The 15,697-nt window shown below is 67.7% G+C and carries 7 protein-coding genes; 2 read left to right on the top strand and 5 right to left on the bottom strand.

Annotation, left to right across the window (positions count from 1 at the left end):
- The first annotated feature begins 86 nt into the window (after nt 1-86).
- Nucleotides 87-3,824: a Pls/PosA family non-ribosomal peptide synthetase gene (locus tag OG205_RS38395; RefSeq protein ID WP_330272716.1), complete on the top strand. Its 3,738-nt coding sequence runs from the start codon at nt 87-89 to the stop codon at nt 3,822-3,824.
- Nucleotides 3,821-5,020 (top strand): M1 family metallopeptidase, encoded by a 1,200-nt coding sequence (locus OG205_RS38390; protein ID WP_330272715.1) that lies wholly within the window; start codon nt 3,821-3,823, stop codon nt 5,018-5,020. The genes OG205_RS38395 and OG205_RS38390 overlap by 4 nt, the downstream gene beginning before the upstream one ends.
- On the opposite strand, the gene OG205_RS38385 is transcribed toward OG205_RS38390, so the two are convergent.
- From OG205_RS38385 to OG205_RS38365, 5 genes are all read right to left on the bottom strand, one after another.
- Nucleotides 4,995-5,639 (bottom strand): NUDIX hydrolase, encoded by a 645-nt coding sequence (locus OG205_RS38385; protein ID WP_330272714.1) that lies wholly within the window; start codon nt 5,637-5,639, stop codon nt 4,995-4,997. The two genes, OG205_RS38390 and OG205_RS38385, sit on opposite strands and share 26 nt — an antisense overlap.
- Nucleotides 5,590-6,807 carry an adenylosuccinate synthetase gene (locus OG205_RS38380; protein WP_330272713.1) on the bottom strand — a complete coding sequence of 406 codons (1,218 nt, stop codon included), beginning with the start codon at nt 6,805-6,807 and terminating at the stop codon, nt 5,590-5,592. The genes OG205_RS38385 and OG205_RS38380 overlap by 50 nt, the downstream gene beginning before the upstream one ends.
- On the bottom strand, nt 6,807-7,787 hold the full coding sequence (locus tag OG205_RS38375; protein WP_330272712.1) for a hypothetical protein: 981 nt from the start codon (nt 7,785-7,787) through the stop codon (nt 6,807-6,809). Before OG205_RS38375 ends, OG205_RS38380 begins: the two co-directional genes overlap by 1 nt.
- Before the next feature lie 2 nt (nt 7,788-7,789).
- Nucleotides 7,790-8,794 (bottom strand): adenylate cyclase, encoded by a 1,005-nt coding sequence (locus OG205_RS38370; protein ID WP_330272711.1) that lies wholly within the window; start codon nt 8,792-8,794, stop codon nt 7,790-7,792.
- 387 nt (nt 8,795-9,181) lie between these two features.
- Nucleotides 9,182-15,502 (bottom strand): RHS repeat domain-containing protein, encoded by a 6,321-nt coding sequence (locus OG205_RS38365; protein ID WP_330272710.1) that lies wholly within the window; start codon nt 15,500-15,502, stop codon nt 9,182-9,184.
- Nucleotides 15,503-15,697 lie beyond the last annotated feature (195 nt).

The following is a 15,697-nucleotide window of genomic DNA, read 5'->3' as shown; positions in this document are numbered from 1 at the left end:
GTAAAGTTGGTCAGCTACCAGTTGCCGAGAGGGTGAGAAGTGACGCAGACGTGACGATCGCGGCGGAACCCGTTGTCCTTCGATCGATGTTCACCGCAGGCGAGGCGCCCACACCGCGCACCCTCCTGGACATCCTGCGCGCGAGTGCCGAGAAGCACCCGAACGCGCTGGCCGTCGACGACGGCACCACCGCGCTGACGTACCGCGCACTGATCACCGAAGTTCAGGAACTGTCCGAAAAGCTCAACGCCGAAGGTGTCGGGGTCGGCGACCGGGTCGGCATTCGCGTGCCGTCCGGGACCGTCGACCTCTACGTCTCGATCCTGGCGACCCTCGCGGCCGGCGCGGCCTACGTGCCCGTCGACTTCGAGGACCCCGACGAGCGCGCCGAGCTCGTTTTCGGTGAGGCACAAGTGAGTGCCGTGCTCGGCGAGGGCCGATCCCTTGTGCCGCACGGGACCACGCTCGGCGTGCCCGGCGAACCCGGTCTGGACAACGACGCGTGGATCATCTTCACGTCCGGTTCGACCGGTAAGCCCAAGGGTGTCGCGGTCACGCACCGCAGCGCCGCCGCGTTCGTGGACGCCGAGGCGCGCCTGTTCCTGACCGACGAGCCGATCGGGCCGGAGGACCGCGTTCTCGCCGGGCTCTCCGTCGCGTTCGACGCCTCCTGCGAGGAGATGTGGCTCGCGTGGCGTTACGGCGCCTGCCTGGTGCCCGCGCCGCGTTCGCTGGTGCGCACCGGCATGGACCTGGGTCCGTGGCTGGTCGAGCAGGAGATCACCGTCGTGTCCACGGTTCCGACGCTGGCCGCGCTATGGCCCGTCGAGGCGCTGGACGACGTGCGGCTGCTGATCTTCGGCGGCGAGGCCTGCCCGCCAGAACTGGCCGAGCGGCTCGCCGTGGACGGCCGCGAGGTCTGGAACACCTACGGGCCGACGGAAGCGACCGTCGTCGCCTGCGCCGCGCGGATGGACGGCACCGGTCCCGTGCGCATCGGCCTGCCGCTGGACGGCTGGGACCTCGTCGTCGTCGACGCCCAGGGCGAGGTCGTGCCGATGGGCGAGTCCGGCGAACTGGTGATCGGCGGCGTCGGCCTGGCGCGCTACCTGGACGAGGCCAAGGACTCGGAGAAGTACGCGCCGCTGCCCTCGATGGGCTGGGACCGCGCCTACCGCAGCGGTGACATGGTCCGCGCCGAGCCGGAAGGCCTCGTCTTCCTCGGCCGCGCGGACGAACAGATCAAACTCGGCGGTCGCCGGATCGAGCTCGGCGAGGTGGACTCCGCGCTGGCCGCGCTGCCCGGTATCGCCGGTGCCGCCGCTGCCGTGCGCACGACCCGTGGCGGCAACCAGATCCTCGTCGGCTACGTGGTGGTCGACGGCGAGTTCGACCAGGAAGCCGCCGTCGAGCAGTTGCGCGGCGAACTGCCTGCCGCTCTCGTGCCGTTGATCGCCGTCGTCGAGACGCTGCCGACGCGCACGTCGGGCAAGGTCGACCGCGCCGCACTGCCGTGGCCGCTGGCGTCGATGGACACCGCGGGCGTGGTGTTCTCCGGTCTCGAAGGCTGGCTCGCGGAGCAGTGGGCCGCAGTGCTCGGCTCCGGACCGGCTTCCGAGGGCGCGAACTTCTTCTCGTCCGGCGGTAGCTCGCTGGGCGCCGCGCAGCTCGTCTCCCTGATCCGCACGCGGTACCCGAGCACGTCGGTGCAGGACGTCTACCAGAACCCGACGCTGTACAAGCTGGCCCGCCGCCTGGAGTCGTACGGCTCCACCGCCGAGGTGCACGAGGTCGCGCCGACTCCGCGCTGGACCGGCGTCGTGCAGACGCTGCTGATGATCCCGCTGCTCACGATCTCCGGCGCGCGCTGGGTCGTGGGGCTGACGGCGTTGTCGAACGTGCTGGGCTGGACCTCCGTGTCGTGGTGGTGGGTCGCCTCCGGGTTCGTGGTGTTCCTGAGCCCCGCTGGCCGGCTGGCGATCTCCGCCGGCGGCGCGCGGCTGCTGCTGCGCGGTGTGAAGCCCGGCGGGTACCCGCGCGGTGGATCCGTCCACTTGCGACTGTGGACCGCCGAGATGCTGGCGCAGATGTCGCGCGCCACCGAACTTTCCGGCTCCTGGGTCACGCACTACGCGCGGGCATTGGGCGCGAAGATCGGCCCCGGCGTCGACCTGCACTCGTTGCCGCCGGTCACCGGCATGCTGAAGGTCGGGCGCGGCGCCGCCGTCGAGCCCGAGGTCGACCTGTCCGGCTGGTGGCTGGACGGCGACAGGCTGCGCATCGGCCGCATCCGGATCGGCGCGGGCGCGACCGTGGGTGCGCGCAGCACGCTGTTCCCCGGCGCCCGGATCGGCAAGAAGGCCGAGGTGGCGCCCGGTTCGGGTGTCGTCCGGTCCGTGCCGACCGGTCAGCGCTGGTCAGGCGTGCCCGCCACCCGTGAGGGCAAGGCGTCGCGCTCGTTCCCGTCGCGCCGTCCCACGCGGTCGCGCTTCTGGAACCTGATGTACGGCCTCTCGTCCGGCCTGCTGGCCGTGCTGCCGCTGCTGGCGGCCGCTCCGGCCCTGCTCTACGTGCTGCGCAGGCCCGTTTCCTTGACTTCGGCGCTGTGGGACGTGCCGGTCGCGTCCGCGATCTGGTTCGGCTCGTACGCGCTGATCGTGCTGATCGCCGTGCGTCTGCTGGGCATCGGCATGCGCGAGGGCTACTACGCCGTGCACAGCCGCGTGGCGTGGGCGGCGTGGACGACAGAGCGGTTGATGAACAACGCGCGCACGGCCCTGTTCCCGCTGTACGCGTCGCTGTTCACGCCGGTGTGGCTGCGGCTGCTCGGCATGAAGGTCGGCCGCAACGTCGAAGCGTCCACAGTGGTCGCGCTGCCGAAGATGACCCGCGTGGGCGACGGTGCGTTCCTGGCCGACGACACGATGGTCGCGACTTACGAGCTTGGCGGCGGCTGGCTGCGCATCGCCACGGCCCGTGTGGGCAAGCGGGCGTTCCTGGGCAATTCAGGCATGACCGCGCCCGGCCGCAACGTGCCGAAGGGCGGGCTCGTCGGCGTGCTGTCGGCGGCGCCGAAGCGGGCCAAGGCCGGGTCGTCGTACCTGGGCATGCCGCCGATGAAGCTGCCACGCTCCGCCGAGGTGTCGGACCAGTCGCGCACGTTCAACCCGCCCAAGCGGTTGATGTGGGCGCGGGCGCTGGTCGAGCTGTGCCGGTTCGTCCCGGTGATGCTGAACGTGGCTCTCGTCGTGCTCGTGCTGTTCGCGTTGAAGGAGTTCGGGCTCTGGTGGGCCGGTGTCGTGCTGCTGGGCGCCGGTGTGGCCGCGTGCCTGGTCGCCGTCGTCGCCAAGTGGACGCTCGTGGGCCGTTTCAAGGTTCGTGAGTACCCGCTGTGGTCGGCGTTCGTGTGGCGCAACGAGCTCGCGGACACGTTCGTCGAGGTGCTCGCGGTGCCGTGGCTGATCGGGTTCTCCGGTGGCACACCGCTGATGAACCTGTGGCTGCGCTCGCTGGGCGCGTCGGTCGGCCGTGGCGTGTGGTGCGATTCGTACTGGCTGCCCGAGGCGGATCTGGTCTCGCTGGGCGCCGGCGCGTCGGTGAACCGCGGCTGCGTCGTGCAGACGCACCTGTTCCACGACCGGATCCTGCGCATGGACCGGGTTTCGCTCGCGGAGGGCGCTACTTTGGGCCCGCACGGAATCGTGCTGCCCGGCGCGTCCGTCGGCGCTCACACCACGATCGGACCCGCCTCGCTCGTCATGCGCGGAGAGGATGTACCGTCGGGAACCCGTTGGCTGGGCAACCCGATCTCCGCGTGGACATGAGCTTCTCCGTACATCATTACGCACTAGAGCTTGACTACAAGCCGCATTCCGCGCGCCTGTCCGGGCGCGCGGTGTTGCAGGCTTCCTGCACCTCGCTGTCGTCGTTCTCGCTGTCCTTCGGTCCACTCCGGATCTCGAAGGTGCTGGTGAACGGCAAGCCGGCGCGATACGGGCATGCGGGCGGTGTGCTGAACATCCGTGCGGCCGTGCGCGGGGCCTTCTCGGTCGAGGTCCGGTATTCGGGCACGCCCGTGCCGGTCTCGACGCCGGAGTGGGGCGACCTCGGCTGGGACGAGCTCACGGACGGGTCGATCGTGGCGTCGCAGCCGATCGGCGCGCCGTCGTGGTTCCCGTGCCTCGACGAGCCCTCCTCCAAGGCCTCGTACCACCTGGAAGTCGTCGCGCCCTCGCCGTACACGGTGGTGTGCAACGGGGTCCTGGTGGACGGCAAGGTGTCCGGCAGCACCACCAAGTGGACGTACTCGATGGCCGCGCCGATGGCGACCTATCTCGCGACCGTCCAGATCGGACAGTACGTAGAGGCACTGCCGGACGTGTGGGCGCCGGCCCGGTTGCGCAGGCTCGTCGCGCACGACTTCGGCCGGCAGAACGCCATGATCGAGCTGTTCTCGTCGCTGTTCGGGCCTTACCCGTTCGCGCGTTACTCGGTCGTGGTGACCGATGACGCGCTGGACGTTCCCGTTGAGGCGCAAGGACTTTCGACGTTCGGCGCCAACCACGTCGACGGGCGCCGGGGTTCGGAACGGCTGGTGGCGCACGAACTGGCGCACCAGTGGTTCGGCAACTCCGTCGGGATCGCCGCGTGGGAGCACATCTGGCTGAACGAGGGCTTCGCCTGCTATTCGGAGTGGTTGTGGTCCGAGGCTTCCGGCGGCCGCTCCGCCGACGCTTGTGCTGCCGGCGCCAGGGATCTGCTGCGACGGTTGCCGCAGAACCTCGTGATCGGACGGCCGCCGCGCGCAAACTGGTTCGACGACCGGGTCTACCAGCGCGGGGCCTTGACGTTGCACACCCTGCGGCGCGAGATGGGCGACGACTCGTTCTTCGCGTTGCTGCGGGAATGGTGTGCCCGCAACCGGCACGGCGCGGTGACGACCGAGGACTTCCTCGCGCTGGCCGGACATCGGGACCTGCTCACCCGCTGGCTCTTCAAGCCTGAGCTTCCTCTGCGCTGAACCTCCACACCAGCGGCGGACGGCCTCCCTTGGGCAGCGCCGACGCGTGCTGGCTGGTGCGCGCGAGGCCCGGCACGCGGTCCATCGTGCGGCCCAGGTTGGCGGGATAGGGCCGGTCGCCGGTCAGGGACTCCGTCACGTCGAGCGCCTGCGCCGTGGTGAACTCGGGCCCGAGCAGGCCCGCCGTGAACGGCACGTCCCGCCAGAGCTTGTCCGCCAGCAGCGGCCGGCAGTCGGCGACGATCCGGTCGTGGTCGAACGCCAGCGCGGGCACGGCGTCGAACCGGCTCCAGACCGCCACGTCACCTGTCGGCCTGGTCACCGTGGCCCACAGCGCGATCGACAGCGTCGGGCCGCGCGGGTCACGGGAAGGCTCGTCGAACGTGGCGAGCTGACCGGTCGCCGTCACGGATTCCGCGGCGAGGCCCAGTTTGCCCGTGACGGCCCTCGTGGTCGCGTCGCGCAGCCGCTCACCCCTGCCCAGCAGCACGCCGGGCAGTGCCAACTCGCCTGCGAACGGCCCCTGCGCGCGCGACGCCACCCCCACGAGCACCGCACGTGCGTCCGGATCAAACCGGAGCACGATCACGTCCACCGACACCAACGTCGACTCGATCATGTCGTGGATTGTCCCGCACCACGTAGTCCGCCCTGGCCGGCCCCGCGCCGGTGACGAGCACGTCGACATCGAGCAGGTCCTCCAGGTAGGCCACGGGATCGGGCAGGTCGTCCAGGCTCGAACCCGTAACCACCTTCAAGCCACGAGCGTCCAGGTGCGTCACGGCCAAGCCGTCGATACCCCCACAGCAATCGACGGAGTAGCGCAACAGCTTCGCGTCCAGGTGACCGGCCCGCCAGGCACCCTGGAACTCCCCGGTGCCGTTGTGCGCCTCCGGGAACCGGTCGAGGACGGCCTGGTCCTCGGTCGGCAGCGGGCCCGCGCCGTGCCGTGTCTGGTAGGTCCTGGTCACGCCGATGACGCGGGCTTTTCGGCCACCGAGCAGCGCTTTCGCGTTGCGTGGCGTGGTGGTGGACCAGGTCGTGTGCGGGTGGAAGCCGTAGGTCTCGTCCAGCAGAACGCCCTGTGAGCCCTCGAAGACGAGCCGTCCCGCGTCCGCGAGTCGTCCGACGTCGTCGGTCGTGATCCGGACGACGTCCGCGAACGACCGGTAGAGCATGACCAGCTCGTCCACGCTGATGCCGTCGCCGATCAGCGGCTCGTAGAACCGGGCGAGCGCGTCCAGCTTGCGCCGCAACGTGGTGGGGTCGAGGCAGTCACCGACGGCCGGGGCCTGACCCGGCGCGCCGATGACCTCCTGCCCCTCGACGACCACTCCCCTGGTCGTCCCCTCCAGCAGCCCGTACCAGACGGTTTCGCCGATTCCCTTGCCGCACGAGCCGTGCCGGTCCTTGCCCCTGGCGTTCTCGCGGGCCCGGTTCGCGGCAACGTGGAACGGCGTCGTGAGCAGGGCTTGGGCGTCGATCGACATCAGCGAGAGCGGGTCGGCGACGCCCAGCGCCTCCAGTTCGCGTGACTCGGTCGCCAGCGCGATCGGTTCGACGAGCACGTGGCAGGAGAGCAGGGTCGGCACGCCCGCGAGCGTGCCGGACCCGAACTGGCTGAAGGTGTGGTGCCGTCCGTCGGCGATCACGTTGTGCGCGGCCTGCGCTCCCCCGTTGAACCGCACGACGGTGGACACCGACCCGTCGGCGCACAGCGCGTCGACGGTGGCCCCCTTGCCCTCGTCGCCGAACCCGAGCCCGACGACGATCACGTGGTCGTTCATCAGCTCAGTGCCACGTCATCGGGGCCGTCGATGCCCAGCGGTGCGGCGGTGATCGAGCGTGCCGCGCCGCCGACGGCGACCAGTGCCTTGCCGACGGCCTTGCTCTCGGCGACCGACCCGATCTCGGCGAGGTCCACGAGGGCCTGGGCGAGATCGACCACCTGTTCCTCCATGCCGATCGTCGCGGCGATCAGCTCGCACACCGCGCCGGGATCGTCGAGCTTGAGGAAGTTCTGCCCGAGGATCGTCCGCCAGTGCTCACCGATGGAGTCGTCGTTGAAGTACGACGACTGGTTGGGCAGGATGAAGTACACGTGCCATTTGAGAGCCAGCTCGCGGTACACCGACACCGGGTCGATGTCCTGCTTGACGTCGTCGCCGATGATCCGGCGGATGTGCTTGGCTTCCAGCCGCCGCTTGTTCAGCTCGTCGCCGATGATGAACAGATAGCCCTTCCTGCCCCGCTTCTGCCACGCGTCGGTGACCACGTGCCGTGCGACGAAGTACGCGGCCAGCTCGTACGACTCGCTCTTCTGCCCGCCACCGTTGCCCTCGAGGAAGATGTCCCGCAACTGCTCGTCCATGCGGTTGTCCGACTCGAACTGGCCGACCTGCAGCGGAACGCGATCGCTGTCGGCGTCCCCGATCCCGCCGAACATCAGCTGCGGGTCGGCGAGATATCCCTTGCGCTGCAACAGTCCGTGCAACTTGCCGAGCTTGCCCTGCATGATCCGCGGCACGGCGCCCATCGACCCGGTCACGTCGAACAGCACCGCGATCGGCGTCGAGTCCGCGTGGTCGGGTGAGTCGCGGCACTCGCGGTGCTCGACGTTGAGCGGGTCGAGGCTCGGCGCCGCCTTCCAGCTCGACGCGGGGTTCCCCTTGATCGAGGCGGTGTAGCCGAAGTCCGCGATTCCCTTGGCAGCCCTGAAGGTCTTGGCTGCCGCGTAGGCGTTGTCATCCCACTTGCCGTGTCCCATGATCATGCTCCTTCGGGAAGGGCGAACGGGCGGAAAACCCGTGCGCCGTAGAGTTCTTCGAGCAGGTCGTCGTACTCGGCCAGCAGATCGGCGGCGTCCGGCCTGCGTCCCTGGCGTTCCTGCAGGCAGCCTCGCGCGAAGGCCTGTTGCCGATGTTCCTTGTGGTCCAGGAGATCGAGCATCAGCGTGTGTGCCATGTGGACGTCCGTCGCGGCCGTCACCGGCTTGCCTTCGCTCACTTCCGGTGGGTAGCTGATGGTTTTGCTGGTCGCGAGGAGTCGCTGGTTGTTCTCGACGGCGAACGACCAGCCGGCCAGCACGATCCCGTGCTGTTCCGGGTGCACCATGACGTTCTCGGCCGTGACAGCCCCGTGCACGAGCCCGATCTGATGCGCGCCGGCCAACGCCTTGAGCAGCCTGCGATGCATCCACGCGTAGTCGCGCCCGTCCAGCCCGTGCGGGAAAGCGCTTTTGATGTCCGCGAGCGTCACGAACCCGTCGATGAGCGGGTCCAGCACCGTGAAAGCCCTTGAGCCCTTGGCGACATCACCGGACGTGTCGAGCAGCCGCGGGTAATAGGGCCGCAACCACTGGTTCCGGTCGGTGAAGCGCTCCAGCTCCCGCAGGGCGTGCCATTCGCCGTGCAGCAACGGGTTGAGAGCCGGGTTGCGCACCACCTTGACCACTTGCGGCCCGTCCGCCTCGTACAGGTTGGCGATGCTGCCGACCGCGAACGGCTCGCCGACGCGGTAGACGCCGGTCCTGGTCCTCAGTTCGACGCTCGTGCTGTGGGTCCACTCGTGGTGCAGGCGGGTCAGGTTCGCCGACGCCCTGTGCGCCCGCGTGTTGTCCGGTCCGACCACGTCGGGGTGCAGGACCGAGGCGAGCGCGTGGTACCGGCGCCGTGCCTGTTTGCGCAGGTCCGGGTCGGTGGTGCGGCGCCCGAACAGCGACTCGGCTGTCGTGGCGCGCTCCACCAGTTCCAGCGCCTGCGGTGTCGTGAACATGGTTTGAGTCTTGCAGACTTAAACCTGGAACGCAACGGTGCCCAGGCGATGCGACTCAAGCGACGTTCGCGCTGCGAACAGAACAGTCGCGGTGACCAGCGAGAGATCCTCGCTGGTCACCGCGATCTGATCAGCCGACGCTAATCAAGCCCGTCTACGACTTCAAACCCTCGTACCAACCCGGCACATCAGTGATGCGCGCCACTACCAGAACACCCTGCTGCTCCATCTGTGCCGTAACTTCGGCGGCCAGATCATCATCTTCGATCAGAAGAGCAGTTCTTGTAGTCGAATCCCAGATCAAATACCCGTACTCAGTGTCACGGGACCCAACCAGGAAATACCGCCCGTGCGGCAATGACCAAAGATACGCATACTCAGAAATACTCATGACCACAGCCCTGACAGAGGTTTGTACTCACCCTGACGACTCCACTTTCCACCGAACCTGATGGTGCCACCCGACGGAAGTATGACCTGACTTGACCGCTGCGGCGATCCTGCGGCCTTGAGGCTTTGCAACGCCCCCACGTCGGCGTAGCTAGCATACGGCGTACCGCCTGGATGTGTGTGATAGATCCACTGCACATCGGGCCCAACCGGGACGGTCACGGACCTCGCTTGACCTGAGTACAAGTGGTAGGTGCCGCCTCTGCCGCCTTCCTTCGGCCCGTGCCGGTAGATTAGAGCGAACTCGACTCCGTGCTCCGCAGACAGCGCCGCCATCTGGCCTGGGTTGAGGCGCCCGGCAATTTGCACGCCGGCAGTTCCTGGAAGAGCACCGAGTGAAGCCCCCTCGGCAAGAACTGCGGTTGCGCCCACACCTGCCAGCGCGGCACTACCACCGATGGCCTCGGCTGACATTATGGCGCTGGTCATCACAGCGGCTTCTGGACTGAACGCCGCGGCAGCCGTCAACACCGGCACGCAGGCCACGATGCACGCCAGTGCCGCCATCCCGCCGACGACCACAGCACCAATGATCTTGTGCAGCATCGGGTTCTTCGGGTCGAGCATCCCGCTGGCATTGGCACCGGCGCAGAAGTCGCGATCCGCCTCACCGGGTCGAACACAACGGGCACTGGCCCAGTCGTGCACAGCCTGGGTGTAGGTATCTCCTGGCCCGTACCCGTGTCCGGCAGGTCTGATCGCCTTGATCACCGAGTAGGTCGGTACCGGAACACCGAACAGCGTGGGCTGCAGCGCCGGGTCCTCGTTCTGCCCGGTCTCGATCTGATAGCCCAGATCGACTTCCTCCTGTGAACGGCAGCTACCGGTCGGGTCGTACGAGCACCCGACACCGTGGTGGTTGCCGATCTGGTTGTCCGAGTACTCGCAGCCGTCGCAGAACAGGCCGCTCGGGTCCGCGAACGTGGTCGGGTTGTTGTTCGCGTAGGTATAGCCGGTCCACGTCTGCGGTGCCGTGAGGTCGAGCAGCGGGTCGACCGAGATGAAGCGGCCGGTCACGGCGTCGTACTTGCGGGCGCCGATGTCGGTCAGTCCGGTGACGGTGGACACCGGTCTGTCCAGGAACCCTCTGCCATTCGGCCACGGGCCGGCGACGTTGCCGCCGATCGCGTTGCCGTACGGGTCCATGGCGCGGCGGGTGACCTCGCGAGAGACTGAGTCGACGACCACCTGGCCGGTGTTGTGGAGGTCGGACAGCTCGAACTTGAAGTTGCCTCCGCCGACCCGCATGCCGACCTTCGTACCGCCGTGCAAGTAGTAGCGGGTGCCTGTCACGTTGCCGGACTGGTTGTTGCGCACCAGTTCCTGCATCGGCAGGAACAAGGTGGACTTGTCCGGGTCACGACGGATCAACTGGTTGCCGTCGGCGTCGTAGGCGTAGGAGGTCGCGCCTTCCTGCGTGGTGACGGACTTCAGCCTGTTCGAGTAGTCCCAGTCGAACGTTTGCTGACCGGATGGCAGCGTCTTGGTCTTGGTGTTGCCTGATGCGTCATAGGTGTAGGAGGTGTTGTCCGACGTGCTGGTCAGCGAGTGCGGACGCGCCGCGCCCGCGGCCGGGTAGTTGTATGCCGTGGTCTTGTCCTGCTGACCTGCCACGGTGGCGTGGTTCACCTGCGTCTTGCGCAGACCGGTCGGGTCGAACGTCCACGACTGCCAGTACGGCGCCAGGCTGCCCAGGTTCGTCTGGGCAGGCTCGGCCGTACAGGAGTCGGTCGAGGTTCGGGCCTGGGTCAGACGCTGCAACGCGTCATAGGTGAAGCATTGTGTGCGGGTGCCGGCGGTGCCCTGGTTGTTCACCTGCTTGAGCAGATTGCCCGCGTGGTCGTAGCTGTAGTTGGTCTCGTCGATCAGTGGCGGCGCCTGGCCTCCGGAGAGCTTGCTCTGCACCAGGCGACGGGTGTGCGCGTCGTAGCTGAAGGTCAGATCGGACGCGGCGGTGTTGGCGCCGAGGACGTACTTCAGTGGTTCACCGAAGGGCCCATAGCTGGACGAACTGACGTAGACGTTGTAGCCCTCGGTCTTCTGCGGCAAGCCGTATTTGTTGTAGGTGGTCGTGATCGGGACGCCGGGGAGGCCGCCCTTGGCCGGCAGCGTCAGCGTCTTCGGCAAGCCGGTGCGGGTGTAGCTCGTCGACGTCGTGTAGGTGCCGGCGAAGCCTTGTTCCGACGCGGGAACGCGCAGGATCACGTCGGTCACGTTGCCGGCGCCGTCGTACGCGCTGGGGCCCGAGTCGTAGTTGCCGGTCGGGGTGTAACGCGTGCTGTAGTGCGGCAGGCCGACGCCGTTGGTCGCGCCGTCGTAGCGCCACTGCGCGAGCATGGTGCCGGTCTTGGAGTCAGCGCGTTCAACGGTGCGGCGGCCGAGGACGTCGTACTCGTAGAAGAGCGATTTGCCATCGGCGTTCTTCGTCGACTCGACCAGTCCACCTTGGTCGTACGTGGTCGACGTCGTGCCCGCGTCAGGGTCGGTCTGACTGGTCGTCCGCCCGCGGAGGTCGTGGGTGAACGTCCACTGGTTGCCGGCGTTGTCCTTGATCAAGTCGAGCAGGCCGGCGCCCGAGTAGTGCCGGGCGGTCGCCTGGAACTCACCACCGGAGACCACGGAGCCGTTGACCACAGGCGGTTTCGTGTACTGGCGGGTTTCCAGCACCTGGCCGCGGACGTTGCTGATCTGCTCGTTGATCACGCCACCGGTCGGCGGGAACGACGTGGTGCGGTCGCCGCCGTAGACGGTCCTGCTCTCCTCGACCGGGGTCAGGCCCCGATACGACGTGGTCTTCACGGTGCGACCGGAGCCGTCGAACTCGTTCTCCGTGCGGTTGTCGACGCTGGTCTCGGCCACATCCACCAGCGTGGTGCCAGGGGCACCCGCGACGAGGTAGCTGTTGTTGGTCGAAACTGCCCAGCCGTGTGAGTCGTAGAACGTCTCGCTGACCACGCGGCGCGACGCCGAGCCGTCGTCGATCGCCTCGGATTGCGTCTGACGCGACTGGCCGAACGCGTCAAGCAGGCTGACCGACGTGACGTAGTTGGTGCCCGTGTTGTAGTCGATGAGCGTCTTCGTCGTCACCGCGAGCGGACCATCGGTGCGCAGCAGGTACTCGTACTTGACGTTCGGGTCGGAAGTCCTTGCCTGACCGGGATTCCACACCGCCGTGACCCGGCCGAGCGCGTCGTAGGTGGCTTCGGAAACGCGGTTGCCGACGTCGACGGACTTGACGGTCTGTCCGCGCGAGGGCTCGAACTCGGTCGTGGTCGTCTGGTTCTTCGCGTTCGTCGTGACGATCTTGGACACAATGCCGCCGTCCAGCGGCGTGTACGCAGTGAGCGTCGTGCGGTTGAGCGCGTCCACCAGCTTGATCGGCCGCCCGGACGGGTCGTAGGTGATCGTGCCGTTCGGCTGGAACGTCAGGGATCCATCAGAAGCGCGCACCGCTTCGGCTGTACTCGTCGGATCGCCGGCGCCGGACAGCGCACCGAGCTCCGCCGAGCCGTCGAAGTAGGTGCGAACCTGCTTGGTCACCGAGGTTTGCGCCACACCCTCGGCCGGGCAGGCCTGCTGCGACTGGATGACCTCGTACATGCGGTCGCGAATGCCCCGTGCCGGGACGTCCGCGTACTTCGTGGTGGTGCAGAGGTCGGGAACGCCGTCACCCATGTCGGTCTTGGCGACGACCCTGCCTAGCGCGTCGTGCCGGTTGACGGTCGTCGCCTTCTGCTCGCCTCCTGCGGCGAGGTGGATGATCGACGTGGCTTCGGCGACCTCGACAACGTTCGCGGTGAGCGGTTCCAGGCCGGTGCTGGTACGGCCACGACTCGCGGTCGGTCCGCCGATCACGGTCTGGGTGGAGATCTTGGACGTCAGGCGTCGTCCGCCGTCACCTTCGAAGATCTCCTCCTCCCGGACGGTGCCCGCGAAGAGGTTGTTGTCCACAACGGACTGTCCACGCGAGTCCGTCACGGAGCCGCCCATACCGCGGTAGAACGTGCTGCGCGTCAGTGTTTCCCGTTCCGGGCCATCACCATCGCCCTTGAGCACCTCGGTCTGGCCGTAGCCGCGGAACTGGCCGTAGGTGCGGCGTTCTGGCTTGGCGAGCTCGTTGTCCTCGAGGTGCCACGCCGGAGTGCCAAGGTAGCGGTAGGTGGTGATCTGCTGCGGAGACACCGAGCGCGGCGGATCGTCGCCGACCTTGTTGCCGTCCTCGACGATCACCTTCCGCACGACGTACTTGTGGAAGAGGTCCAGCACCGGGTCGGTGTTGAGCGGCAACGTCCAGTAGACGGGGTAGCACAGCCTGTCGTTCTGGGCGAAGTTCGTCGGATGACTGGAGGAGGTGCAGTCAGGGTCGCTGTAGGTCACGTTGACCTTCGCGCCGGTGTCAGTGTTGATCTTGGTCAGGCGCCAGTGAGGATAGGCTCCCGTCGAGTTGTAGCCCTCGACGCGGTTGGCGAGGGGCTGACTCTCGAACGTGATCACCGGAGGTGAGACGGCCGAGCCGTCCGGGTGGTGCGCCGTGCGCTTGATCGAGTCGAGGCGGAGCTCCTTGTCCGCGAGCTCCGGGTACGTCAACCCCAGTTCGAAGACGTCGACCGGCTTGGTCGCACCGTCGACGGTGTACTGCGTAGTGATCTTGGCCAGACGCTGGGTCGAGAAGTAGGACGGGCTGTGGTTCTCGCACGTCGCGCCCGGCTTGCAGATCTGATCCTCTGGCAGGTCCGGCCAGTACTTGGCCTTGGAGTCGTCGAGCTGCGAGAGGTCGCAGTTGTAGCCGTCGGCGGGAACGCAACGGGAGGCAGGGGTGAAGACGATCTGGTTCGGCGCTGGCGCTGTGTAGATGGAGCCGTTGATCTTGCGCAGGCCGTAGTCGATCCGGCTCAGCACGCCGCCGCGGGTGTACTCGACGCCGACGCCCTTGCCGTTGGCGCCGTAGAAGTTCGTCTCGGGCGTGTAGTAGTACGAGGTGACGTTGCCGTGCGGGTCTTCGACGAAGTCGAGCATCCAACGCCAGCCACGCTTGCACCACGAGTCGGCGAAGTTGCTGCGGTAGCAGGTGTCTCCGTCCTTCGGGTAGTAGACCGGGACACCCCAGGCGGACTTGGTCTCCTCTTGGCCGTTGTGGCCGGGACCGGTGTTGCGGCCGAAGTAGTAGCTGACACCGTCGGTCGTGGTGACCTTCCAGTGCTCACCCTCGGCGAGGCCGTTGTTGGCTCCCTGCACGAGTTCCACCGTGGCGCCGTGGTCACCCGCAGTACGCCAGACGCCTGAGTTGTCATCCCGCACGAGCTGGTTGGACTGGCCGCCCAGGTTCATCGTGACGACCTGACCCTGCCAGCAGTAGTCGGCGATCTGCTGAGCCTGGGGCAGCGTCTTGTCCTCGCTGCAGGACTTGTAAGAACGCTCGATGAACCCAGGCGTGTAGTCCCAGCCCTGACCGATCCAGGACGCCTGGCCATTACTGGCCGAGGTGCGTCCGTCCACGCTGGACGAGCTGTACGACAGGGAGACCGACGGGGCGACCTTGCCCGAGGCGGGCGCCGGCACGTCGATCGGGTAGGACCAGCTGAACGAGCCGGTGCCGGGGGAGACCGACCAGTTGCCGGACGGGCCCAGCGAGCTGGCCTTGAACGTGCCCTGCGGGCCCGACTGGTCCGCCACCGCGGCGAGGACCATCGGCTCCGCTGCGACGTCCGCGGTGACCGTGCGGTTGCCGTGGTCGTTGCGCGACGGGATCCGTTCCTGGGTGCGGCATTCGGGGCGTTCCGGGGTGGTGAGCGCGCAGGCGGGCATCCGGGCCAGGCCGAGACGCGAGCCGAAAGCACCGCCGATGGCCTTGTCGAACTCGGAGTAGTCGACACCCACGGAGAGTTTGTCGTCGTCCTTGGACTGGCGGTCCTCGGTCGGGCGGACCTCGATCACGACGCCGGAGACACCGGCCTTGCGGCTCTGCTCCTGGTCGATCACGGTCGCGGCCACGACCTGTGGTTTTCCGCTCTTCTTCGCCACGGTGACCGGGGTCTTGCCGACCTTGCGGGGCTTGTCGGCGGCCAGCACGGTGCCGCGCGCACCGGACGGCCAGTTCGCGTTGCGCAGCTCACCGTTCTCGGCCTCGGGCGGCTCCTGCATCGGCGCCGCTGGAAGATCGACATGATCGAGCACGCGCGCAGAAGCGGTGCCCGTCTCCTGCGTGGACGACCTGGTCACCGTGATGGCCACCGCGGTCGACGACAGGACGGCGAGCACCGCCAGCAATGCGATCCTGGTTCGATTGCGTCTGCGTCTCAGGCCGGACCCGGCCGGTTCAGCGCGCGTGAAATCCCCACCGAACATGTACACCCCCCAGCGCACTGGCGTCCCGCACGGGAGCGCCGCGACGGGGACTGTAAGCCAGCGACCGGTCGTTCGGGAAGATGCTTCACAGAAGTCACACACAGTTGT

Origin of the sequence: Lentzea sp. NBC_00516 (assembly GCF_036346835.1) — a bacterium.
GTDB lineage: Bacteria > Actinomycetota > Actinomycetes > Mycobacteriales > Pseudonocardiaceae > Lentzea > Lentzea sokolovensis.
The sequence above is the reverse complement of the archived record's forward strand: the minus strand, read 5'-3'. Positions and strand labels throughout refer to the sequence as shown.